We start from the raw sequence: 25,767 nt of genomic DNA, 5'->3' as shown, positions 1-25,767 counted from the left end.
CGGGGGGGGGGGGGGGGGGGGGTTTTTTGGGGGGGGGGGGGGGGGGGTTGGCCGGGGGGGGGGGGGGGGGGGGGGGGGGGGGGGGGGGGCCCCGCACCGCCCTCGACAGGTGGTCCTGGTGTGTCCGACCCGCGTGGGGCCGGGCGGCGGCCCGGCTACTGCGGCCAGGCGGCGTCGATGTCGGCGGCGGTCTTCTGGATCGACTGTCCCTCGGCGAACCAGGCGGTCAGCGACTTCCACTCCTGCCCGGCGCCGACCGCGGCCGGCATCAGGTCGGAGCCGTCGAAGCGGAAGGTGGCCGCCGGGTCGGTCAGCGCCTCGGCCGACAGCTTGTCGATCGGGTCGGTGTACAGGCTCTTGTCCACGCCCTGGTTGGCCGAGACCCAGCCGGTCGCGGTCTTCACCCGGCTGCTCGCCCAGTCCGAGCTGGACAGGTAGTTCTGCACCGCCTGCACCTCGGGCCGGCTCGCGAAGGCGGCCAGGAACTCGCCGCCGCCCTCGACCGGGTTGGCGACGGACGGGTTGACCGCGGGCAGGTGGAAGGCGAAAACGTCCCCGTCCGGGCCCACCTTGGTGCCCTTGGGCCACTGCGCCTCGTAGAACGAGGCCTGCTGCAGCATCATGCACTTGCCGCTCAGGACCGGCGTGCCCGCGTCCTGGAAGGTGGTGGTGGCGATCGACTTCACGTCGCCGAACCCCGCGTTGGTCCAGGCCGGGTTCTGCATCCAGTCGGCAACCGTCTTCATCGCCGTGGTGATCTTCTCGTCGGAGAACTTCACCTGGTGGCCGACCCACTGGTCGTACACCTCGCCGCCGTAGCTGCCCAGCACCACCTCCTCCAGCCAGTCGGTGGCCGGCCAGCCGGTGGCCGTCCCGGAGGCGATGCCGCCGCACCATGGCTTGGGGCCGCCCGCCTTGGCGATCTTGTCACTGAGCGCCATCAGGTCCGCCCAGGTCTTCGGCGCCTCGTAGCCGGCCGCCGTGAAGGCCTTCGGCGAGTACCAGACCAGCGACTTCATGTTGGCGCTCATCGGGGCCGCGTAGAAGGTGCCGTTGACCGAGCCGTAGGTCTTCCAGATCGGGCTCCACTTGTCCTGGTTGGCGACGGTCTGGGCGGGAGGCTTCACCACCTTGCCGCTCTTCACCATCTGCGCCAGCAGGCCCGGCTGCGGGACGATCGCGAAGTCCGGGGCGTTGCCGCCGGCCACCCGGACGGGGAGTTGCGACTCGAAGTCGTTCGACCCCTCGTAGCTGATCTTGATCCCGGTGCACTTGCTGAACTCGGACCAGGACTTCTCCAGGTTGTCCGACTCCGGGCTCAGGATGGAGGCGAACATCGTCACGGTCGTGCCCGAATGCCCGGCGTACTGCTGGTACTTGGCGCAGTCGCCGGACAGCGACGGGGCCGCGCCGCCTCCGCCGTCACCCGAACCGCCGGAGCTGTTGGAGCAGGCCGCGGTCAGCGCCAGTGCCGCCGCCAGGACGGGTACGGCTGCCAGACGGCGGCGGTGACGCGGTTGCGGCGCGGTCGGGTCGGTGGTGGTCAATGCGGTCTCCTCGCCAGGGCGTGCTGCCGACGGTGGCTGAACGACATTGCGCTGTACCGGAGATGGGCCTGAGGGGATCACGGGCGGACGGCGGCCGGACTGATCGAAGACGTTAACGCAGCAGCCGCCCTCCGCCAAGGTCCACGTTCGACCTTCACAAGCCGGTGTCCCGACTGTGACCCACAACCAGGCGTTTCCCGGACCGCCCCCACCAGAAGTCGAAGGGCCCCGCCCGGAAACCCGGACGGGGCCCATGTCGTGACGTTGCGTCAGAACAGCCGGATCGGCAGCTCCAGCAGACTGTTCACCACCAGCGACGGGCTCGGCCGCAGCTCGGCGTCCGACACCGCGAGCGACAGCTTCGGGAACCGCGCGAACAGCGCCGGCAGCGCGACCCCCGCCTCCAGCCGGGCCAACGGCGAGCCCGGGCACACGTGCGGGCCGTGACCGAAGGACAGGTGGCGGCTCGGGTCCCGGGTGATGTCGAACAGCTCCGCCGTCACCCCGTGCTGCAACGGGTCCCGTCCGATCGCGTTGTACGAGACCAGCACCGGCTCGCCCGCCGGGATCACCGCGTCGCCCACCGGGATGTCCGCGGCGGTGAAGCGGAACAGGAAGTTGCTGGTCGGCGGCGTCCAGCGGAGCGACTCCTCCACCGCCGCGTCCCAGGACACCTGCCCCGAACGCACCAGCTCCAGCTGGTCCGGGTGCGCCAGCAGCGCCCGCACCGCGTTGCCGATCAGGTTCACCGTGGTCTCGTGGCCGGCCGCGATGATCACCCGCAGGGTGGCCGCCGCCTCCGCGTCGGTCAGCGCCCCACCCTCGGTGTCGGCCGCCAGCAGCACGCTCGCCAGGTCCTCACCCGGGGCCGAACGACGCTGCGCCACCAGGTCGTTGACGAAGGCGTTCAGCCCGGCGATGGTCGCCTGGATGCCCGCCGGGTCCGGCTTGATGCCGAAGAACCGCTCGTACAGGTCGCGCAGCACGCCGTGGTCCGACTCCGGCACGCCCAGCAGCGAGCAGATCACCGTCATCGGCAGCGGGAAGGCGAAGGCCGCCTTCAGGTCGACCTCCGGCTCACCCGCCGCCAGGCCGTCCAGCAGCGCGCGGGTGATCTCCTCGACGCGCGGGCGCATCAGCTCCACCCGGCGCGGGGTGAAGGCCTGCGCGACCAGCGCCCGCAGCCGGCGGTGCTCGGCGCCGTCCGTGGTCACCATGCTCGGACCGGGCACCGCCAGGCCGATCAGCGGCCAGGTCCTCGACACCTCACCGCGCTGGTAGGCCCCCCAGTGCGCGGCGTCCTTCACCAGCCGGGCGTCCGTCAGCAGCTCGCGCGCCGCCGCGTGCCGGGTCACCGCCCAGGCGGCCACGCCGCCCGGCAGCTCGACCGGCACCACCGGGCCGGCGGCGCGCAGCAGCGCGCCCTCGGCCGCGCTGTCACGGGCCAGCGGGTCGAGGACGATCGGGGCCTGGGCAGCGGTCATCGGCAACTCTCCTTCGGAGGACGGGCATCGACGGTATCGGTGCGTGTCGACGGGTTTCGCCGGTTCTCGACGGCGACGGGGCTAGACGGGCAACGGGTCAGGGCCGGGCACGGGTCAGGCCGGGTGGCCCGGGGTGAACGAGACCGGCAGCGCCACCAGCCCGCGCACCCACGCCGACGGCCGCCACACCAGCGCGTGCTCGGCCACCGCCAGCCGCAGGTCCGGCAGCCGGTCCAGCAGCACCTCGATCGCGGTGGTCGCGATCACCTCCGCCGCTTCCTGGGCCGGGAACGGGCAGCCGTGCTCGCCGTACGAGTAGCTCATGTGCGCCCGGTTGCCCTCGGCCGGACGGCCGTCGGCCTGCCGCACCGACGGGTCCGCGTTCGCCCCGGCGAAGCCCAGCAGCACCATGTCGCCCGCGCCGATCCGCTGGCCGCCCAGCTGGGTGTCCCGGACCGCCCAGCGCCCGGCGAAGATCTGCGTCGGGGTGTCCTCCCAGAGCGCCTCGTTCAGTGCCTGGCTGATGCTGCGCCGACCGCCCGCCAGCGAGGCGGCGAACCGCTCGTCGGTGAGCATCAACCGCAGCGCGTTGGAGATCCAGTACGAGGACGGCTGGTGGCCGGCGATCAGCAGCACCCGCAGGTCGCGCATCACCTCGTCGTGGCTCAGCCCGGCCTCGTGCGCCAGCATCCGCGAGGCCACGTCGGCGCCCGGGTACTCGGCCTTCTCCTCGACCAGGGCGAGCATCAACTCCAGCAGCCGCTGGGCACCGGCCGGCGCGTCCGGGCCGCCGTCCAGCATCGCCAGCAGCGCCGCGATCAGCTGCGGCGCCTGCTCCTCGTCCAGGCCGAACACCCGGCACAGCACCAGCAGCGGCATCCGGTGCGCGTACTCGGCGACCAGGTCCGCCTCGCCGCGGCCGGCGAACTCGTCGATCAGCCGGTCGGCGACCTCCTCGGAGTGCTTGCGCAGCTCGTACGGGTCGATCCCGGCCAGCGCGTCGGTGACCGCGCGCGAACGCCGCACGTGCTCCTCGCCCTCGGCGTACAGGATCGAGGGGACGGGCGCCATCATCGGCTTCAGCGGCCAGTCGGCGGGCAGCGTCTCCCAGGCGTGCCAGCGGCTGGAGTCCCGGCCGAACACCTGCGGCTGACCGGTCACCAGCTGCAGCTCGCGGTAGCCGATGACCAGCCAGGCGGGCACGCCGCCGGCCAGCTCGACCGGGGCGACCGGACCGTGCGCGGCGCGCAGCTCGCGGTAGAGCTGGGCCGGGTCGGTCTGGAAGCGCGGCCCGTACAGCGGCGTGGCGCCGGCGTGCGCCGGGCAGCCCGGGGGCGGGGTGGCGGCGGGCTCGGTCACGGGGTGCTCTCCTCGTACATCGCGGTGGGGGCCGCTGCCGGGGCGGCGGCCTCTTCGGAGCCGGGGGCCGGGGCGGCCGCAGCCACAGTCACAGCCGCGGTATCCCCGGCCGGGTCCACCCCGTCGGCTCCGTCAGCTCCATCGGCTCCATCGGCTCCGGCCAGGTCGGCCCCGGCCAGGGCCGCCAGGTGGTGGACCAGTTCGATCAGCACCCGCTTGCCGGACTCGCGGTCGCGCGCGTCGCAGTCCACCAGCGGCACCTCGGCCGGCAGGTCCAGCGCCTCGCGGACCTGCTCCAGGGTGTGGGTCGGCTCGCCGAAGTTGTTGCGGGCCACGATGAACGGGGTGCCGTGGTGCTCCAGCCGGTCGATCGCGTGCCAGGACTCCTCCAGCCGCCGGGTGTCCACCAGGACGACCGCGCCCAGCGCGCCGCTGAACAGCCGGTCCCAGAGGAACCAGAAGCGCTCCTGCCCTGGCGCGCCGAACAGGTACAGCACCTGCCGCGCGGAGAGGGTGATCCGGCCGAAGTCGAAGGCGACCGTGGTGGAGCGCTTGCCCCAGGCGCCGGCCGGGTCGATTCCCTCCCCCGCCCGGGTCATCACCTCCTCGGTGTTCAGCGGGCGGATCTCGCTGACCGAGCCGACCAGCGTGGTCTTGCCCACCCCGAAGCCGCCGACCACGACGATCTTCAGCGCGTTGTCGGCGGTCGCCCGCAGCGGGGTGCGCTCGGCGGCGGGCCGGACGTCAGAGCCGTTGGAGGCCATGCAGCACCTGCTTCAGCGTGTCGAGGTCGGGCAGCCGGGCCTTGTTCGGCGCGAACCGGGGGTGGCGGGCGGTGATCCCCCCGGACTCCAGCAGGTCGCCGAGCAGGATCTTCACCACCGAGACGGGCAGCGCCAGCTCCGCCGCCACCTCCACGACGGCGGTCGGGGCCTCGCACATCCGCAGGATCCGGACGTGCTCCGACTGCATCCCGGGCGTCGGCTGCCGCTCGGCGACGATCAGGGTGACCAGGTCGAAGGCGTTCTCCGGGGCGCGGCTGCGGCCCTTGGTGATGGTGTAGAGGCGGTCCGGGTCGTCGTCACGGCCCGGCAGCACCGGCCCGTCGGTCATATCCCCGCGCCCTCCGGTGTGGCGGCGCTCCCGCCCGTCGCCCCGTCCTCCGCGCTGCGGGCCGGTGCGCTGAGGTGGACGCCGATCTGCTCGATCAGGCCGTGCATGTTGTGGCCGACCACGCCGACGTCCGCGTCGTCGTCCGTGACCACCGCGAGGTGCGCTCCCTCACCGGCGGCCACGATGCACAGGATGCCGCCGTGGAACTCGGTCATCGACTGCCGGACGCCGCCGCTGCCGTCGCCGAACTCGATCGAGGCGCCGTGCGCCAGGCTCTGCAGACCGGACGCGATCGCGGCCAGTTGGTCGGCCTGGTCGGTGCTCAGCCCGGCGGTGTGGCAGAGCTTGAGGCCGTCGGCGGAGAGAACCAGGGCGTGCCGGGTGCCGGGGGTTGCCGCCAGCAGGTTTTCCAACAGCCAGTCGAGGTCGCGGTCGGGGGCGCTGCTCATCAGGTGTCCTTCTCGGTGACGGGGGAAGCGTCGGGCGGGGTGTCGGTACCGGTGACGGTGCCGGTGTCCGTGGTCGGCGTCGCGGTGGAGCGCTGCTCGCCCTCCATCGGACGGGCGGCGGCCCGGCGGAACGCGCCGAACCGGGCGGCCGCGCTCACCGCGTCGGCGCGGACGGGCTTCGCGGTCCGGTCCGACGCCGGGGCGGTGGTCAGCGTCTGCCCGCGCCGGCGCTGCGGCAGGCCGCTGTCGGTCATCCGGGCGGGCGCGGGCGGCAGGGGGGCGGCGGTGAGCGGGGCGGGTGCGGCCGGGGCGGTGAGCGCGGTCGGCGCGGCGGGCGCCGGCGGCAGGGGCGCGGGGGCCGGGCGTGCGGGCGCCGGGCGTGCCGGAGTGAGCGCGGGGCGCGCGGACTCCACGGTCGGCGCCTGCGTCGGGACGGCGGCCGGGGCGGGCGCCGGGGCCGGGTGCGACACCAGCTGCTGCGGGATCAGCATGACCACGCCCGTACCGCCGCGCGCCGACGGCCGGAAGGAGACCTGCAGCCCGTGCTTGCGCGCCAGCACGCCGACCACCGCGAGCCCCAGCCGGGTACCGGCGGAGAGCGTGGTGAGGTCCAGCGGCTCGGCGGAGACGGCCCGTTCGGCCCGGCGCAGCCAGCCGTCGCCCAGGCCGAGGCCGCTGTCCTCGACGGTGACCACCAGTCCGGCGGGCACCTCCTCGACGTAGACGTGCACCTCGGCCGGCGGGGCGGAGAAGTTGGTGGCGTTGTCCAGCAGCTCGGCCAGCGCGTGCATGACACCCTCGGCGGCGTACCCGGCCACCGCGGCGGTGCTGGCGTTGTGCAGCCGTACCCGCTGGTAGGCGCCGATCCGGCCGAGCGCGCCGCGCAGCACCGACTCCACCGCGATCGGCTTGGCCCAGCGGCGGCCCGAGCGGGCGCCGGTCAGCACCGCGATGCTGTCGGCCATCCGACCCGCCTGGGCGGTCGAGTGATCCAGGCTCAGCAGGTCGCCGAGGACCTCCTCGTCGTGCCGGTGCTGCATCTCGCGCAGCTCGGCGTGCATGCTCGTGGCCAGCGCCTGGACCCGCCCGGCGGCGGTCGCGCAGACCGCGAGCGCGGCGGCCCGCAGCCGCTCGCCCCGGCCGATCTCCTCACCGACGGCGCGCAGCAGCGCGTACTGCGGGTGCTTGCGGTGGGCGGCCAGCACGCTGTCCACGGCCGCGCCCCCGCGCAGCTTCTTCACCACCTCGGGCAGGACGCCCTCGGCGATCAGGTCCAGCTCGGCGCGCTCGGCCTCGGCCCGCGCCCGCTCCGCCTCCAGGCCGGCCCGCTCGGCGTCGAGCTCGGCGCGCACCCGGTCCAGCTCGGCGTGCGCGGCGGCGACGTCCCCCTCGGCGCGGGCCTGCCCGGCACGGGCGGCGTCCCGCTCGGCCTCGGCGGCGGTGGCCCGCCCCTTGGCCGCCGTCTCGGCCTGCCGGGCGGAGCCGGCCACGACCAGCGCCGTCATCGTCTCCCGGTGCTGCTCCGCCACGTCCTCGGCGAGCCTGCGGGAGCGCTCGGCGCCGGTCGCCGCGAGGCCGACGGCGATCAGCCAGAGGACGGCGACGGCGCCCACGGCGAGGGCGGTGAGCGGCTGGTGCGCGTTCAGGGCCCGGGTGACGCCGACCGGTGCGGCGACCAGCGCCAGCAGGACGGCGGCCGCGGTCAGGGCGACGGTGCGCGGTGCGGGTCGTCGGCGCGGCCGGCCGTCGGGGCTGGTGGCTTCTCTCATCGGGGCGGTCCTCGGCAACGTCGGCGGGCGGCGGCACGGCGGCGAATCGGCGACGGTCGCGACCGCCGACAGCTGGGTGGGGCGCATACCAGACCGCCCGGCGACGTCATCAAACGTCTCCGGGCGGCTGATCGGTTCACGCTTTCGGCCGATCATATCGATTCAGACATTGCCCTCAAGTGGCCAGTTGACGGGCAGTCTCCTTCATCCACGTCCCTTACACCGATTGGCGACGCAACCCCCGCACGACCGAGCGGCCAGGTTCACACCCTGGACTTCACGGCCGGGGTCCGCAGCCGGGGGGCCACCTCCGGGGGTTCGCAGCCGGAGGTTCACAGACTGGGGTTCACAGCCCGGGGCTCAACCCGACGTCGGCTCGATCGCCTCCCGGACGGCCTTCGGGTCCAGTCCGTGGTCGACGATCACCCGCACCGCCGGCCCCTCCCCCTCGCGGAGCACGCCCAGCAGCAGGTGCCCGACCCCGATCTCTCCCGACTTCAGCCGCAGCGCCTCCCGCAGCGAAAGCTCCAGGGCCTTCTTCGCCCGGGGGCTGAACGGCAGCCTCCCCGGCCCGGGCGCGGACGCCGCGGCGGACCGGAACCAGCCGCGGCGCTTCCCGTCCTCCTCGGACGGTGCATCCAGCGCCCCTTCGCCGAACACCGACTCGACGGCCTCCCGGACGGCGTCCAGGTCGACCCCGATGGAGGCCAGCACCGCGGCGTCGTCCTTCTCGACGGACAGCCGCCGCACGGCTCGCAGCACGGTGTCGTGGTCCAGCCCGGACTCGACCAGCACGGCCGCCGACGGCTCCTCCGGCTGTGCCAGGATCGCCAGGAGCAGGTGCTCGGTGCCGATGTGGCCGTGCCGCAGCTCGCGTGCCTCCAGCTGGGCCCCGACCACCGCCTGTCGCGCCGGCTCGGTGAATCGCTCGAACATCCCTCAGCCTCCGTCCTCGTCCTTGCCGGCTCCCGTACCGGTTCCGCGCCGGGCGTACTTCTTGTGCACGGCCTGCCGGGTCACCCCGAGACAGACCGCGATGTCCTGCCAGGACCAGCCCTGCGACCGGGCGTTGCCCACCTGCAGGGTCTCCAGGCGGTCCGCCAGATCGCGCAGGGCGCGGACCGCCCGGAGCCCCACGGCCGGGTCACGGCTGCTCGCCGCGGCCGCGAGTTCTCTGCTCTCGCTCATGCTGTCAACTTTGGTTGACACCCGCGCCGATGTCAACCCCGGTTGACAGTCGCCGGCCTCACCGGCTGCCGAACCGCTGCTCCAGCGCCTCCTCGAAGGTCCCCACGCCCACCGCGCGCTCCGGCGTCAGGTTCCCGCCCTCGCGCAACCCCCGGCCCACCGCCCCCGGCATCCGCAGCGGCAGCAGCACCCGCCGCTTGCCCGCCGCCCGCAGGTACGCCTCGGCCAGGTCCCGGTACGACCGCACCCGCGGCCCGCCCACCTCCGGCGCGAACCCGGCGGGCTCCTCCCCCACCAGCCCGACGACCGCCGCCGCCACGTCCCGGACGTCCACCGGCTGGACCCGCGCCCCGCTCACCACCGGGAACACCGGCAGCTTCACCGAGGCGTCGAAGAACCTCAGCACCAGGTCGTGGAACTGCGTCGCCCGCAGCACCGTCCACCCCAGCCCCGACTCCCGCACCAGCCGCTCACAGGCCAGCTTCGTCCTGTAGTACGCGAGCGGTACCCGGTCGATCCCCACGATCGACACGTACACCAGGTGCCGCACCCCCGCCTCGCGCGCCCGCGCCACCAGCGTCCGGACCGCCGCCACGTCCGTCTTCTTCTGCGTGGTCGCGCAGTCCACCACCACCTCGACCCCGGCCATCGCCTCCGCGATCCCGACCCCGCTCACCAGGTCCCCGACCACCCACTCGACCCCGTCACCCCCGCCCCGCGCCCGCCGGCTCAACCCCCGCACCGCCACCCCGCGCGCCGCCAGCAGCCGCACCACCTCCCGCCCCAACGTCCCCGTCGCCCCGGTCACCAGCACCGTCCCGTTCACCACACCACTCCTTCCGCCGGAACGCCTTCACCCCTACGGACCGGCCACGGCCCCGATCCGTGACATCGGCGGTTCGGGAAACGAAAAAGGCGGGGCGAGGACATGAAGTCCTCGCCCCGCCTCAGCGGTGGCTCACCCACGCGGGGTCAGCACCGACGGCCGGAGCCGGCGGTCAGAGCCGGCGGCCGCCGACGGTCATCCGATGATCAGCTGCAGCCGCTGGTGGAGCCGCAGCCCTCGCAGAGGTAGCAGCTGCCGGCGCGGCGCATCTTGGTGCCGCAGGAGAAGCAGAGCGGGGCGTCGGCGTTGAGGCCGAGCTGGATCTCCATCAGCTCCGTGGAGTTGTGGGCCTGCTTCGGGGCCGCCTTGGGCGCCTCGACGGCCGGGGCCGGCTTGGCGACCACCGGGGCCGACTGGGCGAGCGACTCGGTGTCGAGCTCCTCGGCCTCCAGCGGCTCGTAGGAGCCCGTCTCCAGGTGGCGCTGGCGCTCCTCGACGGAGTGGATGCCGAGCGCCGAGCGGGTCTCGAACGGCAGGAAGTCCAGCGCCAGGCGGCGGAAGATGTAGTCGACGATCGACTGCGCCATCCGCACGTCCGGGTCGTCGGTCAGACCGGCCGGTTCGAAGCGCATGTTGGTGAACTTGGAGACATAGGTCTCCAGCGGCACGCCGTACTGCAGGCCGACCGAGACGGCGATGGAGAAGGCGTCCATCATGCCCGCGAGGGTCGAGCCCTGCTTGGACATCTTCAGGAAGACCTCGCCGAGGCCGTCGTCCGGGTAGGAGTTGGCGGTCATGTAACCCTCGGCGCCACCGACCGTGAAGGAGGTGGTGATGCCGGGACGGCCCTTGGGCAGGCGCTTGCGGACCGGGCGGTACTCGACGATCTTCTCGACCGCGGCGGCCGGGGTCTCCTCGGCCTTGGCCTCGGATTCCTTCTTCTTGGCCGAGAGCGGCTGGCCGACCTTCGAGTTTTCGCGGTAGATGGCGAGCGCCTTGACGCCCATCTTCCACGCCTCGAAGTAGATCTCCTCGACGTCCTCGACGGTCGCGGCGGCCGGCATGTTCACCGTCTTGGAGATGGCGCCGGAGATCCACGGCTGGATCGCCGCCATCATCCGCACATGCCCCATCGGCGAGATGGAGCGCTCGCCCATCGCGCAGTCGAACACCTCGTAGTGCTCGGACCGCAGGCCCGGCGCGTCCACCACGTTGCCGTGCTCGGCGATGTGGGCGACGATCGCCTCGATCTGCTCGTCCTGGTAGCCGAGGCGGGTGAGGGCGCGCGGGACGGTGCCGTTGACGATCTGCATCGAGCCGCCGCCGACGAGCTTCTTGAACTTGACCAGGGCCAGGTCGGGTTCGACGCCGGTGGTGTCGCAGTCCATCATCAGGCCGATGGTGCCGGTCGGGGCCAGCACGGAGGCCTGGGCGTTGCGGAAACCGTTCTGCGCGCCGAGGCGCACCACGTCCTGCCAGGTCTTGTTGGCTGCCAGCCAGACCGGGGCGTCCAGCTCGTCCAGCGAGACGGCGTCGAGCGAGGCGTCCGCGTGCTGCTTCATGACCTGCTGGTGGGCGGTCGCGTTGCGGGCGTAGCCGTCGTACGGGCCGACGACACCGGCGAGTTCGGCGCCGCGGCGGTAGGCGGTGCCGGTCATCAGCGAGGTGATGGCGCCGGCCAGGGCGCGGCCGCCCTCGCTGTCGTAGGCGTGGCCGGTGGCCATCAGCAGGGCGCCGAGGTTGGCGTAGCCGATGCCGAGCTGGCGGTAGGCGCGGGTGGTCTCGCCGATCTTCTCGGTCGGGAAGTCGGCGAAGCAGATGGAGATGTCCATCGCGGTGATGACCAGCTCGACGACCTTGGCAAAGCGCTCGGCGTCGAACGTGTCGTCGTCGCGCAGGAACTTCATCAGGTTGAGCGAGGCAAGGTTGCAGCTGGAGTTGTCCAGGTGCATGTACTCGGAGCAGGGGTTGGACGCGTTGATGCGGCCGGACTCCGGGCAGGTGTGCCAGTGGTTGATGGTGGAGTCGTACTGGATGCCGGGGTCGGCGCAGGCCCAGGCGGCCTCGGCCATCTTGCGGAACAGCTTCTTCGCGTCGACGGTCTCGATGACCTCGCCGGTCATCCGGGCGCGCAGGCCGAATTCGGTGCCGCTCTCGACGGCGGTCATGAATTCGTCGGATACGCGGATCGAGTTGTTGGCGTTCTGGTACTGGACGGAGGCGATGTCGTCCCCGCCGAGGTCCATGTCGAAGCCCGCGTCACGCAGGGCGCGGATCTTCTCCTCTTCCTTCACCTTGGTCTCGATGAAGGCTTCGACGTCCGGGTGGTCGACGTCCAGCACGACCATCTTGGCCGCGCGGCGGGTGGCGCCGCCGGACTTGATGGTGCCGGCGGAGGCGTCGGCGCCGCGCATGAAGGAGACCGGGCCGGAGGCGTTGCCGCCGGAGGAGAGCAGCTCCTTGGAGGAGCGGATCCGGGAGAGGTTGAGGCCGGCGCCGGAGCCGCCCTTGAAGATCATGCCCTCTTCCTTGTACCAGTCGAGGATCGACTCCATGGAGTCGTCGACGGACAGGATGAAGCAGGCGCTGACCTGCTGGGGCTGCTTGGTGCCGACGTTGAACCAGACCGGCGAGTTGAAGCTGAACACCTGGTGGAGGAGGGCGTGGGTCAGCTCGTGCTCGAAGATCTCGGCGTCGTCCGTGGTGGCGAAGTAGCCGTGCTTCTCGCCGGCGGCGCGGTAGGTGAGCACCACGCGGTCGATGATCTGCTTGAGGCTCCACTCCCGCTGGGGGGTGCCGACGGCGCCGCGGAAGTACTTGGACGTGACGATGTTGACGGCGTTGACCGACCAGAAGTCGGGGAACTCGACGCCGCGTTGCTCGAAGTTGATCGATCCGTCACGCCAGTTGGTCATGACGACGTCACGCCGCTCCCAGCGGACCGCGTCGTACGGGTGCACGCCAGGAGTGGTGTGGATGCGCTCCATCCGCAGACCGCCCTTGGGGGCCTTGGCGCCCTTGGCCGCGGCCTTCTCGGACTTCGACCCGCGTGCGGAACCGCTCGTGGTGTCTGTCACTTCTCGCTCCTCCTCCTGGGCAAACGCCCGTAGTGCCCTGAAAAGTCCGGGCACCGCTGGTTCGTTCTTCCGGTGTGCGGACAGGCGGAGACCCTGCCTGTATTCGCACGGTTTGTAGTGTTCTGCGCCCCGTTTCCGGGCACGCCGGGGCCCCGTGGGGCCGATGTGGTGCGGCTGGGCCCCGACTGGGGGCCGGTGCGCCGGCGCCTCCTAGGGCGCGGCGGCGGAGACGGACACACGGGTGTCGTCCGTCTCCGGGGTGCGGGGCCGTTCTGCGCGGAGTTCCGCGATGGCGGCCTCGAAGTCTTCCAGTCCGTCGTACGCCTGGTACACGCTGGCGAATCGCAGGAAGGCGACCACGTCGAGTTCCTTGAGCGGGCCGAGTATGGCCAGGCCCACGTCGTGGGTGGTCAGCTCGGCGTTGCCGCTGGCGCGCACGCACTCCTCGACCCGCTGGCCGAGCTGGGCGAGGGCGTCCTCGGTGACCGGTCGGCCCTGACAGGCCTTGCGGACGCCGGTGATGACCTTCTGCCGGGAGAACGGCTCGGTGACGCCGCTGCGCTTGATGACCATCAGCGCGGCCGTCTCCACCGTGGTGAAGCGGCGGCTGCAGTCCGGGCACTGCCGACGCCTGCGGATGGAGCTGCCGTCTTCGGTGGTCCGGCTGTCGACAACGCGGCTGTCGGAGTGCCGGCAGAAGGGGCAGTGCACCTGTGGATCCCTCCATGGCGAAACGGGCGGACCTGTTGAGTCTATGCGATACGACCCCGGCCTCGGCAAGCTGATCATGCGCCGTAACCACTAGTACTGGGCACGGAGAGGACTGTAACCACTAGATGTAGGTCTCCGGGGGAAGCGACACCCCTGGCGTGTCGGCGCCGATTAGACTGCCGGAGTCGAGTTTCGCTCGAACATTTACTCGATGTACAACAAAGCCTTGATCGAGTCAGCCAAGTCCCGAATAATTCACTCGAACGTGTGTTTGGCGCAACCTTTCGATAGGAGGTGCGTTGGGCTGGAAAAGGGGAGAGGACAGCCGACGAGAGGGGCCGCCGTGAGCACGATCGAAAGCAACACCATCCCGGTGCAGGAACACTCCCAGTTCAAGGTGGGGCAGCGCACCACGAATCAGCAGAGCGTGGACATCAGCATGGACCGCAGCGAAGACCACCGCCTGTCCGGCACGGCCCTTTCCGGCCCCAACCGCGTGCCCGACCAGCCGATCGAACACTCATCCGCCATGGACGACACCCACGCCTCGCCCGCCCGCGCGATGCCGGGCCGCCCCCCCGGGATCCGCACCGACGAGGCCGGCCTCACCGAGCGCCAGCGCCGGGTGATCGAGGTCATCCGGGATTCCGTCCAGCGCCGGGGTTACCCGCCGTCCATGCGTGAGATCGGCCAGGCCGTCGGCCTGTCCAGCACCTCCTCGGTGGCCCACCAGCTGATGGCCCTGGAGCGCAAGGGCTTCCTGCGCCGGGACCCGCACCGTCCGCGCGCCTACGAGGTCCGCGGCGTCGAGGTGGCCCGCCCGAACACCGCCGAGACGGCCGGCCGCCCGTCCACCTCCTACGTGCCGCTGGTGGGCCGGATCGCCGCCGGCGGGCCGATCCTGGCCGAGCAGACGGTCGAGGACGTCTTCCCGCTGCCCCGCCAACTGGTCGGCGAGGGCGAGCTGTTCGCGCTCACCGTGCGCGGCGACTCGATGATCGAGGCGGCCATCTGCGACGGCGACTGGGTCACCGTGCGCCGCCAGCCGGTCGCCGAGAACGGCGACATCGTGGCCGCGATGATCGACGGCGAGGCCACCGTCAAGCGGCTCAAGCGCGAGGACGGCCGGATCTGGCTGATGCCGCACAACCCGGCATACGAGCCGATCAACGGCGACAACGCGACCATCCTGGGCAAGGTCGTCGCGGTCCTGCGCCGCCTCTGAGCATCCGGCGGCCCGCCGCACGCGCGACGGGCCCACGACACCGGGAAGGGGCTCCACCGCACGTGCGGGGAGCCCCTCCGGCGCCTTCGAAGGCCTCTACGAAGGCCTCTTCGCCCCCCGTCTTCGGCCCGCGACCTGAGCCCCGCGGCCTCAGCCCCGCTTCGTCACCGGCCGCACCGGTGCCGCCGAGGCGTCGATCGCCGCCAGCGAGCGGCGCACCTGGTTGCGGTCCGTGGTGTACCAGAACTCGGGCATCGAGGAGCGGAAGAAGCTCCCGTACCGCTTGGTCTCCACCCGCGGGTCGAGCACCGCCACCACGCCCCGGTCGTCCGCCGCGCGGACCAGCCGGCCGGCGCCCTGCGCCATCAGCAGCGCCGCGTGCGTGGCCGCGACCGCCATGAAGCCGTTGCCGCCGCGCTGTTCGACGTCCTTCTGCCGGGCGCTCATCAGCGGATCATCCGGTCGCGGGAACGGGATCCGGTCCATCACGACCAGCTGGCAGGCCGAACCGGGCACGTCCACGCCCTGCCAGAGCGAGAGCGTGCCGAACAGGCAGGTGGAGGCGTCCGAGGCGAACTCGCGGATCAACTCGCCCAGGGTGTCCTCCCCTTGGAGCAGGATCCGCTGGTCGAGCCGCTCCCGCATCGCCTCGGCAGCCGTCTGGGCACCGCGCATCGAGGAGAACAGGCCCAGCGTCCGCCCGCCGGCCGCGCCGATCAGCTCGGCCAACTCGTCGAGCATGTCGGGCCGTTCGGGATCGCGCCCGGGATCGGCCAGGTGCTTGGCGACGTACAGGATGCCCTGCTTGGGGTACTTGAACGGCGAGCCGACGTCGATCCCGCGCCAGTGCGGCACCGCGTCCTCGCCGAAGCCGGGGCCGGGCTCCGGGTTGTCCCCGGCTGTCCGGACGTCCGGCAGCCGCGTCTCGGAGGGCAGGCCGACGGAGGCGGCGACGCCGTTGAAGTCCCCGCCGAGCTTGAGGGTGGCCGAGGTGAGGACGACCGAGCGCTCCTTGTACAGGCCCTCGCGCAGCAGCCCGGAGACGCTCAGCGGGGCGACCCGCAGCGAGGCGGTGCCCAGCCCGTAGCGGTCGCTGCGCTCGATCCAGACCACGTCGTACTCGGAGTCCTCCAGCAGCCGCTCGGCGGTCTCGTGCACCGTCTCGGCGGAGGCCATCGCCTGCTTGCGGACGGCGTCCTCGTCGCTGAGCGCCTTGTCCCTGGTCTCCCCCAGCGAGCTGATCACCTGGCGGGCGGCGTCCCGGATCGCGGTGACCGCGTACGCCAGGTACTCGGGCAGTTCCTCGACCCGGCCGGGCTGGGCGGTCTCCATCAGGCCGTGGTAGTTCTCGGCGGCGGCCTGCAGGGCGTCGACGGCCTTCTCGTTGGCGAGCCGGGCGGCCCGCTTCACGGCCCGGTTGACCGCGCCGACGGTCAGCTCGGCGGTGGCCGCGCCGGTGACCCGGTTGACCAGCTCGTGCGCCTCGTCCACGATCAGCAGCCCGTGCTCGGGCAGCACCGGCGCGCCCTCGATCGCGTCGATCGCGAGCATCGCGTGGTTGGTGACGACGACGTCCGCCAGCTTGGCCCGCTCCCGCGCCTTCTCGGCGAAGCACTCCTGCCCGTACGCGCAGCGGGTGGCGCCCAGGCACTCCTTGGAGGTGACCGCCAGCTGGGCCCAGGCCTTGTCGGAGACGCCGGGGCTCATGTCGTCGCGGTCCCCGGTGTCGGTCTCCTCGGCCCAGTCGCGCAGCCGCAGCACGTCCTGGCCGAGCTTGCCGGTGGGCCCGCCGAGCGCGTCCACCGGGTCGAAGAGGCCCTCGCCCTCCTCGCTCGGGGTGCCCTCGTTGGCCCGGTGCAGGCACAGGTAGTTGGAGCGGCCCTTGAGCATCGCGAACAGCGGGCGGCGGCGCAGCACCGGGTGCAGCGCCTCGACGGTGCGCGGCAAGTCCCGCTCCACCAGCTGGCGTTGCAGGGCCAGGGTGGCGGTGGCGACCACCACGCGGTCCCCGTGGGCGAGCGCGGGCACCAGGTAGGCGAGGGATTTCCCGGTGCCGGTGCCGGCCTGGACGAGCAGGTGCTCGCCGTGGTCGACGGCGTCGGCGACGGCCTCGGCCATCCGGACCTGGCCGGGGCGCTCGACGCCGCCGACGGCCGCCACGGCGGCGTGCAGCAGGTCGGGGATCCGCGAGCGCGGGACGGTGACGGGCTCGCCGGCGTCTTCGCCGAGGTCCGCCGCGAGCTGGGATTCGGAGTCGTTCGTCATGACCCTCCCAGCCTACGGGGCGGGGGTGACAATCCGGTCCCGTCTCGCGGGCAGCCGGACGTCCACCTCCACCAGTGCATTCGGCACGGTCCCGAACCGGGCGGCGTGCGGGCGGTGCGGGCGGTCCTGGTAGCCGTCGAGGATCAGCCGGTTGCGGTTGAGGCAGAGCCGCTCGATCCGGGGCAGGAACAGGTCGAACAGCTCGAAGCGCTCGCGCAGCTCGGGGAAGCGGTCCTGGTGGCGGCGGATCTCGGCGCGCAGCAGGGCCCAGAACTCGGTCTCGGGCAGTCCGGTCTGCGCCTCCAGCAGCGGGGCGAGGTAGCGGAAGACGCCGATGAACAGCCCGGAGTGGAGGAACTGGCAGAGCCCCTGCGGGCGCTCCCGCAGCAGTACGTCGGCGACCTCGGCGGGCAGGTCGCGCAGCTCGGGCAGGTCCTGCGAGCTGAGGTTGACGTCGTCCACGAAGTCCTTGACCGCGAGCCGGGTCGGGGTGTCCCGTTCGTCGAAGACCACGATGGCGTTCTCGCCGTGCGGGGAGAAGACCAGCCCGTACCGGTAGAGGAAGTGCAGCAGCGGCGGCAGCATCGCGGCGAACAGCCGGCCGGTCCACTCGGCCGGGGTGCGGCCGGAGCGGGCGATCAGTTCGGCGGCGAGCGCCCGCCCGTCGGAGCCGGTCTGCAGCAGGGCGGCGAGGGTGCGGGCCCGCTCGCCGCCGTCCAGGCAGGGGCCGAGCGGTTCGCGCCAGATCGCGCCGAGCAGTTCCTTGTACTGGTACGGCGCCTCGGGCATCTCCCGGTACAGCGGGTGGTCGACGGTGACGGAGGCGATCTCGCCGAGCAGGATCACCCGGCACTCGTCGCGCAGGAACGGGTCGGCGTCGCGCAGGCCGTGCAGCCAGGCGGTGACGGCGGGCGCGGCCAGGGTGCGTTCGGTGGGCAGGCCGCGCCAGACCAGGGTGTTGAGGATGGACAGCGGCAGTTTGACGGTGCAGCGCTCGGGGCGGGCGGTGTTGAAGAAGGAGCGGATGGACTGCTGGGGCAGCCGTGGGGCGCCGTCCGAGGGCAGCGGGACGATCTCACCGGAGGCGATCCAGGGCGCGAACAGCGGCAGGATCGTCTCGTCCCACTGCCAGGGGTGGACGGGCAGCAGCAGGTAGTCGTCGGCGTCCGGGCCGAGCGCGGCGCGCAGCGCGTCCACATCGTCCAGCTCGCGGGCGTACAGCTGCTCGGGCCGCTCCAGGCCGGGCACGCCCCGGTACTCGGCGAGCCGGCGGTGGACGGCGATCCAGGGCAGCGGGCGCGGGCTGCGGGCCTCCGGGCTCCAGCGGGCGGCGTCGGCGGCGGAGAAGCCGATCCGGCCCTTGTTGGGGACGATCCAGGGGTGGCCGCCCTGCCGGCCCTCCAGTGCGGGGTGGTCGAGCTCGGCGAGTTCGGCGGCGGTGAGCGCGGTGGCGAGCTGGCGGGCGTCGGCGGTCAGGGTGGCGGAGAGCTCGCGGATCAGGTGGGCGGTGGTCTCGCCGCGCATCCCGAGGGTCTGCCGGGCGTACGGGAGGAAGCGCAGCGGGTCCAGGCCGTCGGGGCGGGAGCAGCGGACGGATTCCGGGTCGACCTGCCAGCCGTCGTAGGCGCCGCGCCGGGCGGTGAAGCGGTACTCGGCCTCGGGCAGTTTCAACAGGTACTCGCCGTCGAGGGCGCCGGGGACGGGTTTGAGCAGTTCCTCGTAGGCGAACTCGCCGAGCATCTTGGCCAGCAGGGCGCGGCCGGCCCGCTGCCAGTGCCCGGCGGTGAGGTGCGGGGGCAGGTAGAGCGGCGGTTCAGCGGCCGACGGTTGCGGCACGGGTCAGCTCCTGGGGGCGAGGGAGGACGGGGGTCCGGTCGAAGGGGGCGGGGACGGGCGGTCCCGGGACGGGCGGTGCGAAGCCGGTCCACGCGGTGCGGTCGGGCAGCCGGTGGACGGTCCGCCCGGTGACGGCGTTGAGGATCACGGCGGCCCGGTGGGCGCCGAGCCCGAGATCGGGGGTGCCGACGCCGTGGGTATGCAGCTCGGCGTTCTGGACGTAGAGGCCGCCGGTGAGCCCGGGCCGGGTGGCGACCCGGTGGTCGAGGTCGACCCGGTAGCGCCCGGCCTCGTCCCAGTCGATCAGGTCGGCGAGCGGTTCGAGGGCGGCCGGGCGGGCGGCCCGGTAGCCGGTGGCGAGCACCAGGGCGTCGGTGCGCAGGACGTGCTCGGCGCCGGAGTCGGTGTGCCGGCAGTGCAGTTCGAGGCCGCCGCAGGGGCCGGGGCGGGCGTCGGTGACAGCGGTGCCGGGGGTGATCTCGACCGGGGCGGTGTCGATCGGGCGGCCGATGGTGCGCTCGTAGAGGTGGTCGTGGATCTCGGCGAGGGTCTCGGCGCTGGCGGCCTTGTGGAGCTGCCACTGGGCGGTGACCAGGGCGTCCCGGACGGGGCCGGGCAGGCCGTGGAAGTAGCGGGTGTAGTCGGGGGTGAAGTGCTCCAGGCCGAGCTTGGAGTACTCCATGGGCGCGAGCGCCCGGGTGCGGGTGAGCCAGCGCAGCCGGACGCCGTCGCCCTCGTGGCGGCGGAGCAGGTCGAGGAAGACCTCGGCGCCGGACTGTCCGCTGCCGACCACGGTGATGTCCCGGGCGTCGGCCAGGTCGGCGCGGCGGTCCAGGTAGTCGGCGGAGTGGAAGGCCCGCGGGTGGCCGGCGAGGCCGGCGAAGGCTTCGGGCAGCACCGGGCGGGTGCCGACGCCGAGGGCGAGGTTGCGGGCCCGTACGGAGGACCGTCGCCCGGTCGCGGTGTCGGTCAACTCGACCCGGTAGAACGGGGCGTCCCAGTGCAGGGCGGTGACTTCGGTGCCGAAGCGGCAGTTGGCCAGTCGCTCGGCGGCCCAGCGGCAGTAGTGGTCGTACTCGCGGCGCGGCAGCTGGAAGCGCTCGGCGAAGTAGAACGGGAACAGCCGGTCCTGTGCGCGCAGGTAGTTGAGGAAGGACCACGGGTTGGTCGGGTCCACCAGCGAGACCAGGTCGGCGAGGAACGGCACCTGCATCCGGGCCCCGTCCACCAGCATCCCGTGGTGCCAGCGGAACTCCGGGCGCTGGTCGCAGAAGAGCGTGCGCAGTCCGGGGACGGGCTCGGCGAGCGCGGCGAGCGAGAGGTTGAACGGACCGATGCCGACGCCGAGCAGGTCGTACGGCGGCGGCGATGCTGGGGTGTGCACGGGGTGTCCTAGGCGGGGTCGGGGCCAGGCAGGTCGGGGCTGGGCGGCGGCGCTGGGCAGGTCAGGGGCCGGACGGGGGCTGGGCGGGCCGGGGCGCCCGGACGCGCACCATCAGGGCGGCACGCTTGTCGGGCAGGTCGAGTTCGGCGGCCGCCCGGAACCCGGCCCGTTCGAAGGCCCGGACCGAGCGCCGGTTGCGGATGTCCGGTTCGGCGACGACCCGTTCGCAGGACGGGCGGCGGCGCAGGATCCGTTCGGCGAGGGCGGCCAGCAGGACGGCGCCCAGCCCCCGGCCGCGACTGGCGGCGGGGCCGAGCAGCAGGTGGACGCCGGTGTCGTGCGGCCGGGCCGGGTAGTGCGCGGCCAGCGGGTCGAGGTCGGCGCGGTAGACCTCCCAGTAGCTCATCGGCTCACCGTCGAGCAGGCCGAGGCAGGGGACGCTGCGGCCGTCGCCGTCCAGCTGGGCCCGGACGTGCCGGCCGGTGGTCTCCGGCGGCCCGGCGAGCTCCCAGAAGGCGGCGACCTCGGGGTCGTTCATCCACCCGGTGAGCAGTTCCAGGTCGGCGGGCAGCCGGACCGGGCTGAGCCGGAACTCGCCGGCCGGGGTGGGGATCGCGCCCCATCCGGGCAGGTCGTCCAACATCAGCCACCCGCCACCGGGTTGGGGATGTCCACGTAGACGGACTGGCTGGCGACCGGGCCGACCAGCTCGTCCATGCCGTTGATCCGGGTGAGCAGGTTGGCCTTGCAGGGCAGCGTGGGCGCGTCCAGCAGCAGCCCGGGCAGGGCCGAGCCGGTGGCGGCGACCTGCGGCCCGGCCAGGAACCGGCGCAGCGCGGCCAGCAGCACCGTTTCGTCGGCGAGCTGCTGGGAGCCGAGGGCGCCGATCAGGCCGAGGACGTGGTTGATGCCGAGGTAGTAGGCGAAGTGGTGGTCGATCACCGGGTCCGGCAGGAAGGTGTCGCTGTCGGCGCCGAGCCCGGGCAGCCGGGCGGTGAGCCGCTCGGCGGCGCTCTCCCGGTAGTAGTAGCCCTGGTTGTCGCGGTAGCGGCCGCCGCTGGGCCAGCCGTCGCCGTCCAGCAGGACGAGGCTGTTCTGCTGGTGCGCCTCCAGGGCGATGCCGCCCCGGCCGTCCAGCCACAGGATGGGCAGGACGACGGCGTCCAGGTAGCGCAGGAACCATTCGGCGGCCACGGTCGGCAGCGGGCGGCCGCAGCGCGCGGCGAGCGTCCGCAGGGTGTCGCCCAGCCGGGAGGGCACGGTGTCGCCGGTGCCGAGCGGCTGTTCGGCGACCAGTCCGGCGACGCACAGCGCGCGCTCGGCGGGCGCGAAGGGCTGGGCGCGCAGCACGGTGTCCAGGCCGCATGGGTCGCCGAGCGCAGGGTGGTCGACGCCGATCCAGGCCGGGTCGCGGACGATGTCGAAGCCGGGGTGGGCGGCCCGCCACTCGGCGGCCAGCCCGCTCTCCAGCAGCCGGTGCATCTCCAGGCCGCGGTGCAGTTCCTTGCGCAGGTTCTCCCGGCGGGAGTTGGTGATCCGCAGGCCCAGCGAGAGCTTGAGCATCCACGGGGTGCCGGGCCGGTAGACGGTGCGGACCGAGGAGGTGGGGTACCAGGGCTCGCCGGCCGGGCCGAGGTCGTGCAGCAGCCCGTCCGCGAGCAGGGCGGCGACGGCCGGGCGGTGGGTGAGTTCGCGGGCCTGCCAGGGGTGCAGCGGGAGGGCGGCGGTGCCGGGCGGCAGCGCGAGGCGGCCGTCGAGCAGGCCGGCGGTGAGCTGTTCTGCGCTCTCGGTGACGGCGGATCCCGCAGCGAGCAGTTCGCGGTCCACGGCGTACCAGTGGAGTCGGAAGGAGCCGTGCAGTTCGGGCGAGTAGGCGGCGCTCTGCGCCGGGCCGAGGCCGTCGCGGCTCTTCGGGGTGGGGTGCAGCGGGTGGCCGAGCAGCAGGGACTGCTCGGCGGCGAGGAAGTGCGAGCGCTCCGGTCCGCCGGGCGCGGCGGCGGTGCGGCGGTGGGCGAGGATCTCGGCGGTGCGGACGACCGAGTCGGCGACCCGGCCGGCGAGGTCGGCGACCTGTCCGGGGTCGGGCCGCTCGGCGGCCGCGGCGGCGAGCAGCGCGGCGGCGGTGACGGCGTCCACCGGAGCGTCGGCGCCCTCCCCCGCAACACTGCCCTCGCCGACCGCGAGGGTGGCCGGGCCGAAGCGGTGCCAGCCGCCGGGCGACCAGTAGCGGACCGGGGCGGTGAGCCGGGCAGCCCCGCCGAGGACGGCGATCCGCAGCCGGCCGTCCGGCCCGGGCCGGGCCCCGGTCTCCCGCGTCCAGCAGCGCAACAGGGCTTCCACGGCGGCCTGTTCGGCGGCGACGACGGGATCGGGGTGCAGCAGCGGGTCGGGTTCGGGCCGGCCCTGCGCGCTCGCCTCGGGGCGCTCGGGGTCCGGCACCGACTCCCTGCCCCGGCCTGACGGTTGGGAGGTGCCCCTGCTCTCCGGTGTTCTCCCCCTGCCGTCGGCCGGGGGTGTCCCCACCGCCCGCTGGTCGCTCGTCGCTTTCGGCGTCGGCGCGCCCTTCGGCTCCCGAGAGGGCTCCGTCGGCTGCGGCGGTTCGGGCGGGGCTCCGGTGAGGGCGGTGCTCAAGGCTGCTCCTTGGGGCGCGTGGGGGTGCGGACGCGCACTGTGGTGGGAGGGGGTCGGCGGGCGCTCGCACCGTTCGCGTCAGGTAAGGGTTACCTATCCCTGAGGGGTGATCACAAGGACGGCTCACTCGTCCGGGTGAAGATCGGGGATTGTCCACCACCAGGGCGAAAAGGCCTGCTGCGCCAGCGAGCCGACCGGGCCGCATCACGGATCGGTGACCTCCGGCCGGCGCCGCAACCCGGGGGGTGGGCACGGCCGTCCTCGTCTGCGGTGGAAGACTCCAGGGCGGCGGGCCGCCGCACCACGGACCGGCCGCGCACGGACGGCCCGGCACCGACCGGCCCCACGCCGACCGCCCGACCCAGCACCGACCCAGCACCGACCGACCGAGCACAGGGGGAAGCGCACAGATGCCTACGATCCACCGGTCAGCCCTGGCCGCCACCGCGGTCGCGGGAACCCTGCTCGCCGTGAGCGCCTGCGGGCCGGACGGCCCGGCGGGCGACCGGGGAGGCAGCGCCGCGCCGCCGCCCTCCTCGGCCTCGGCCTCGGCGAACGGCGGCACCGGCGGAGGCGGTGTGATCGGCGGGATCACCCTCCCGTCCGGTCTGCCGACCAGCCTGCTGGAGGGCCTGCCGAGGAGCTGGGACGACCTGAAGAAGTGGAAGTTCGAGGACTGGGACACCTGGGCGTCCAAGCACGTCTTCAACAACCCGGTGGTGAAGGACTTCTGGGACCCGGACAAGATGGGCGACTCCAAGCCCGCCGAGCCGGCCCCGCCCGCCGCCAAGCCCTCCCCGGCCACCCCGAAGCCCGCCACCGACGACGGCGTGACCGACCCCGAGCCGCCGACGGTCAACGCCGTCGCGATGCCCCGCCCATACACCAAGCAGCCCTCCGGCAAGGTGTTCTTCTCCGCCAAGGGCGGCCGCGGCAACTGCTCGGCGACGGTGATCGCCGACCCGCAGCGCCCCGGCAGGAGCAACCTGGTCTGGACGGCCGGCCACTGCGTACACGAGGGCAAGGGCGGGAGCTTCTACAAGGACCTGGTGTTCGTGCCCGCCTACAACAACTCGGGTGCCTCCAGCGGCGGCAAGCGCGCCCCGCTGTCCGAACTGGCCCCGCTCGGCACCTGGTGGGCCGACCAGGTCACCACCTCGCCGCAGTGGATGGTCGAGGGCGGCGGCACCGGCGACGCCGCCAACCAGTACGACTTCGCCGTCATGCGCGTGCACAACCAGAACGACACCGGCAAGTCCCTGGAGGAGACGGTCGGTTCGGCCGTCCCGGTGTGGTTCGACGCCCCGCGCGACAAGGTCAGCGTGTCGGCCGTCGGCTACCCGCTGCTCAAGCCGTTCGACGGCCAGGAGCTGTACAGGTGCGACGGCGGCAAGCCGACCCGGCTCTCCTTCGACGCCAAGCGCCCCACGATGCTCACCATCGGCTGCGACATGACCCAGGGCTCCAGCGGCGGCGGCTGGTTCGCCACCATGCCCGACGGGAGGACCGCCCTGGTCAGCAACACCTCGATCGGCACCGAGGGCCACACCTCGCTCAGCGGCCCGTACCTGGAGACGGTCGCCAAGCAGGCCCTGGACTGGATCTCCAGGAAACAGTAGCCGCCACCGGGGGGCGGTACGGAAACACCAGCACAGCACGGGGGACGATGCAGCATGCCGAGAACCACCAGCCGCGGGCGCCGGGCCAGGACGGCCGGCGCCGCGCTGCTCGCCGTGACCGCCCTGGCGGCGGCCGCCTGCGGTCCGGACGGTCCCGCCAGGCCGGCCGCCCCGCCGCCCGCCCTCCCCACGTCCGCACCCACCAGCCTGGGCGACCTGACGGGCTGGAAGCTGGAGGACTGGACGAAGTACGTCGCCGACAGCCGGTTCGCCAACGAGACGGCCCCGGGCTTCTGGTCGGCCGCCCGGATGGACGCCGCCAAGCCCCGGCCCACCCCGGAGTACTCGCTGACCGCCCCCGCCGCCCCCGGCGTCGAACGGGACGCACCGCCCGCCGCCGTCCCCGCCAAGCCGCAGCCGCACCCGTACGGCCAGGCCACCGCCGTGGTCGGCCGGCTCTTCATGACGACGCCTCAGGGCGACGCCACCTGCTCCGCCACCGTGGTCTCCGACCCCGCCAACCCCGGCCGCAGCAACCTCGTCTACACCGCCGCGCACTGCCTGCACGACGGTAGGGGCGGCGGCTGGCTGAGGAACCTGGTCTTCGTGCCCGGCTTCAACCGGGACGGCCAGGCGAGCCACGGCAAGCCGTACTCCGACGCGCAGGCCGCCCCGTACGGCCGGTGGACGGCGGTGCGCGCGCTGGTGTCGCCGACCTGGCTCCAGGAGAGCGGCGTCGGCGCCCACAACCAGTTCGACTACGGGATCCTCCGGGTGCGCGCCGAGAGCGACTCCGGCACGTCCCTGGAGGAGACGGTCGGCGGCTCGGTCCCGATCTGGTTCAACGCCCCGGCCGACCAGATCACCTCGGCCGCCGTCTACGGCTACCCGGCCGAGCGGCCCTTCGACGGCATGGAGCTGGACCACTGCGACTCCCCGGTCCCGCCCGCCCGGATCTCCTTCGACCCGGCCCGCCCGCCGATGTACGTGATCGGCTGCACCATGACCGCCGGCTCGAGCGGCGGCGGCTGGTTCATCACCAGGGACGGCAAGCCCAACCTGATCAGCGTCGGCGCGATCGGCAACCGCAACCCCGCCGGGTACCAGGCCGGACCCTCGCTGCAGGACCAGGCGAAGCAGGCCTTCGACTACTTCGCCAAGAACGTCAGATGACCCCCGGCGGAGGCCGGCCGACCCCCGTGGAGCGTGACCCGGCGGAACGCGGAAGGGCCCCCGGGACCGCCGCCGGTCCCGGGGGCCCTTCCCCGCGCTTTCGCCTGCGCT

General features: G+C 73.2%; 20 protein-coding genes. 3 read left to right on the top strand and 17 right to left on the bottom strand.

Annotated features, from left to right (window positions below; translation table 11 throughout):
• Positions 1-155: 155 nt before the first annotated feature.
• The 12 genes from ACIBEC_RS33960 to nrdR all read right to left on the bottom strand — a co-directional run bounded on the left by ACIBEC_RS33960 (position 156) and on the right by nrdR (position 13,523).
• Entirely contained in the window at positions 156-1,547 is a 1,392-nt protein-coding gene (locus tag ACIBEC_RS33960) for an ABC transporter substrate-binding protein (protein WP_360505234.1), read from the bottom strand.
• Between the two features lie 269 nt (positions 1,548-1,816).
• On the bottom strand, positions 1,817-3,031 hold the full coding sequence (locus ACIBEC_RS33955) for a cytochrome P450 (RefSeq protein ID WP_360505232.1): 1,215 nt from the start codon (positions 3,029-3,031) through the stop codon (positions 1,817-1,819).
• 114 nt (positions 3,032-3,145) lie between these two features.
• Complete coding sequence (locus ACIBEC_RS33950; protein ID WP_360505230.1) at positions 3,146-4,390, bottom strand: cytochrome P450; 1,245 nt, start codon at positions 4,388-4,390, stop codon at positions 3,146-3,148.
• The gene (locus ACIBEC_RS33945; RefSeq protein WP_360505228.1) at positions 4,387-5,154 is read right to left on the bottom strand and encodes an ATP/GTP-binding protein; all 768 of its coding nucleotides are present in this window, start codon (positions 5,152-5,154) and stop codon (positions 4,387-4,389) included. Before ACIBEC_RS33945 ends, ACIBEC_RS33950 begins: the two co-directional genes overlap by 4 nt.
• Positions 5,135-5,503 carry a DUF742 domain-containing protein gene (locus ACIBEC_RS33940; protein WP_360505226.1) on the bottom strand — a complete coding sequence of 123 codons (369 nt, stop codon included), beginning with the start codon at positions 5,501-5,503 and terminating at the stop codon, positions 5,135-5,137. Before ACIBEC_RS33940 ends, ACIBEC_RS33945 begins: the two co-directional genes overlap by 20 nt.
• Entirely contained in the window at positions 5,500-5,952 is a 453-nt protein-coding gene (locus tag ACIBEC_RS33935) for a roadblock/LC7 domain-containing protein (protein WP_360505225.1), read from the bottom strand. The genes ACIBEC_RS33940 and ACIBEC_RS33935 overlap by 4 nt, the downstream gene beginning before the upstream one ends.
• A complete protein-coding gene (locus ACIBEC_RS33930; RefSeq protein ID WP_360505223.1) occupies positions 5,952-7,721 on the bottom strand; it encodes an ATP-binding protein in 1,770 nt (589 codons plus the stop codon). Before ACIBEC_RS33930 ends, ACIBEC_RS33935 begins: the two co-directional genes overlap by 1 nt.
• Positions 7,722-8,081: 360 nt before the next feature.
• Positions 8,082-8,657: a Clp protease N-terminal domain-containing protein gene (locus ACIBEC_RS33925; protein ID WP_360505221.1), complete on the bottom strand. Its 576-nt coding sequence runs from the start codon at positions 8,655-8,657 to the stop codon at positions 8,082-8,084.
• Between the two features lie 3 nt (positions 8,658-8,660).
• The gene (locus ACIBEC_RS33920) at positions 8,661-8,909 is read right to left on the bottom strand and encodes an RNA polymerase subunit sigma-70 (protein ID WP_360505219.1); all 249 of its coding nucleotides are present in this window, start codon (positions 8,907-8,909) and stop codon (positions 8,661-8,663) included.
• 58 nt (positions 8,910-8,967) lie between these two features.
• On the bottom strand, positions 8,968-9,735 hold the full coding sequence (locus ACIBEC_RS33915; RefSeq protein ID WP_360505217.1) for an NAD(P)H-binding protein: 768 nt from the start codon (positions 9,733-9,735) through the stop codon (positions 8,968-8,970).
• A gap of 206 nt (positions 9,736-9,941) precedes the next feature.
• Positions 9,942-12,812, bottom strand: coding sequence for a vitamin B12-dependent ribonucleotide reductase (locus ACIBEC_RS33910; protein ID WP_360505215.1), 2,871 nt, complete (start codon positions 12,810-12,812; stop codon positions 9,942-9,944).
• A 210-nt stretch (positions 12,813-13,022) separates the two neighbouring features.
• Positions 13,023-13,523, bottom strand: a complete 501-nt coding sequence (gene nrdR / locus ACIBEC_RS33905) for a transcriptional regulator NrdR (protein WP_360505213.1) — start codon at positions 13,521-13,523, stop codon at positions 13,023-13,025.
• 439 nt (positions 13,524-13,962) lie between these two features.
• Between nrdR and lexA the strand changes: the two genes are divergently transcribed.
• Positions 13,963-14,748, top strand: a complete 786-nt coding sequence (lexA, locus tag ACIBEC_RS33900) for a transcriptional repressor LexA (protein WP_396289677.1) — start codon at positions 13,963-13,965, stop codon at positions 14,746-14,748.
• Positions 14,749-14,898: 150 nt separating this feature from the next.
• On the opposite strand, the gene ACIBEC_RS33895 is transcribed toward lexA, so the two are convergent.
• From ACIBEC_RS33895 to ACIBEC_RS33875, 5 genes are all read right to left on the bottom strand, one after another.
• Complete coding sequence (locus tag ACIBEC_RS33895; RefSeq protein WP_360505209.1) at positions 14,899-17,013, bottom strand: ATP-dependent DNA helicase; 2,115 nt, start codon at positions 17,011-17,013, stop codon at positions 14,899-14,901.
• Between the two features lie 12 nt (positions 17,014-17,025).
• Positions 17,026-18,849 carry an IucA/IucC family siderophore biosynthesis protein gene (locus ACIBEC_RS33890; RefSeq protein WP_360505207.1) on the bottom strand — a complete coding sequence of 608 codons (1,824 nt, stop codon included), beginning with the start codon at positions 18,847-18,849 and terminating at the stop codon, positions 17,026-17,028.
• A complete protein-coding gene (locus ACIBEC_RS33885; protein WP_360505205.1) occupies positions 18,827-20,233 on the bottom strand; it encodes a SidA/IucD/PvdA family monooxygenase in 1,407 nt (468 codons plus the stop codon). Before ACIBEC_RS33885 ends, ACIBEC_RS33890 begins: the two co-directional genes overlap by 23 nt.
• 61 nt (positions 20,234-20,294) lie before the next feature.
• On the bottom strand, positions 20,295-20,984 hold the full coding sequence (locus ACIBEC_RS33880) for a GNAT family N-acetyltransferase (protein WP_396289675.1): 690 nt from the start codon (positions 20,982-20,984) through the stop codon (positions 20,295-20,297).
• The gene (locus ACIBEC_RS33875; protein ID WP_396289646.1) at positions 20,876-22,864 is read right to left on the bottom strand and encodes an IucA/IucC family protein; all 1,989 of its coding nucleotides are present in this window, start codon (positions 22,862-22,864) and stop codon (positions 20,876-20,878) included. The genes ACIBEC_RS33880 and ACIBEC_RS33875 overlap by 109 nt, the downstream gene beginning before the upstream one ends.
• Before the next feature lie 410 nt (positions 22,865-23,274).
• Here ACIBEC_RS33875 and ACIBEC_RS33870 point away from each other — a divergent pair, with 410 nt between their 5' ends.
• Both ACIBEC_RS33870 and ACIBEC_RS33865 read left to right on the top strand, forming a co-directional pair.
• Positions 23,275-24,483 (top strand): hypothetical protein, encoded by a 1,209-nt coding sequence (locus ACIBEC_RS33870; protein ID WP_360505201.1) that lies wholly within the window; start codon positions 23,275-23,277, stop codon positions 24,481-24,483.
• Between the two features lie 54 nt (positions 24,484-24,537).
• Entirely contained in the window at positions 24,538-25,656 is a 1,119-nt protein-coding gene (locus ACIBEC_RS33865) for a hypothetical protein (RefSeq protein ID WP_360505200.1), read from the top strand.
• The last annotated feature ends 111 nt before the right edge of the window (positions 25,657-25,767 follow it).

This window comes from Kitasatospora sp. NPDC051164 (genome assembly GCF_044455625.1).
Classification (GTDB): domain Bacteria; phylum Actinomycetota; class Actinomycetes; order Streptomycetales; family Streptomycetaceae; genus Kitasatospora.
The sequence above is the reverse complement of the archived record's forward strand: the minus strand, read 5'-3'. Positions and strand labels throughout refer to the sequence as shown.

Bases quoted from the DNA above. Each gene is read 5' to 3' on its own strand.
- ACIBEC_RS33955 (WP_360505232.1), bottom strand. From the start codon at position 3,031: ATGACCGCTGCCCAGGCCCCGATCGTCCTCGACCCGCTGGCCCGTGAC.
- ACIBEC_RS33945 (WP_360505228.1), bottom strand. From the start codon at position 5,154: ATGGCCTCCAACGGCTCTGACGTCCGGCCCGCCGCCGAGCGCACCCCG.
- ACIBEC_RS33940 (WP_360505226.1), bottom strand. From the start codon at position 5,503: ATGACCGACGGGCCGGTGCTGCCGGGCCGTGACGACGACCCGGACCGC.
- ACIBEC_RS33935 (WP_360505225.1), bottom strand. From the start codon at position 5,952: ATGAGCAGCGCCCCCGACCGCGACCTCGACTGGCTGTTGGAAAACCTG.
- ACIBEC_RS33930 (WP_360505223.1), bottom strand. From the start codon at position 7,721: ATGAGAGAAGCCACCAGCCCCGACGGCCGGCCGCGCCGACGACCCGCA.
- ACIBEC_RS33925 (WP_360505221.1), bottom strand. From the start codon at position 8,657: ATGTTCGAGCGATTCACCGAGCCGGCGCGACAGGCGGTGGTCGGGGCC.
- ACIBEC_RS33920 (WP_360505219.1), bottom strand. From the start codon at position 8,909: ATGAGCGAGAGCAGAGAACTCGCGGCCGCGGCGAGCAGCCGTGACCCG.
- lexA (WP_396289677.1), top strand. From the start codon at position 13,963: ATGGACCGCAGCGAAGACCACCGCCTGTCCGGCACGGCCCTTTCCGGC.
- ACIBEC_RS33895 (WP_360505209.1), bottom strand. From the start codon at position 17,013: ATGACGAACGACTCCGAATCCCAGCTCGCGGCGGACCTCGGCGAAGAC.
- ACIBEC_RS33870 (WP_360505201.1), top strand. From the start codon at position 23,275: ATGCCTACGATCCACCGGTCAGCCCTGGCCGCCACCGCGGTCGCGGGA.
- ACIBEC_RS33865 (WP_360505200.1), top strand. From the start codon at position 24,538: ATGCCGAGAACCACCAGCCGCGGGCGCCGGGCCAGGACGGCCGGCGCC.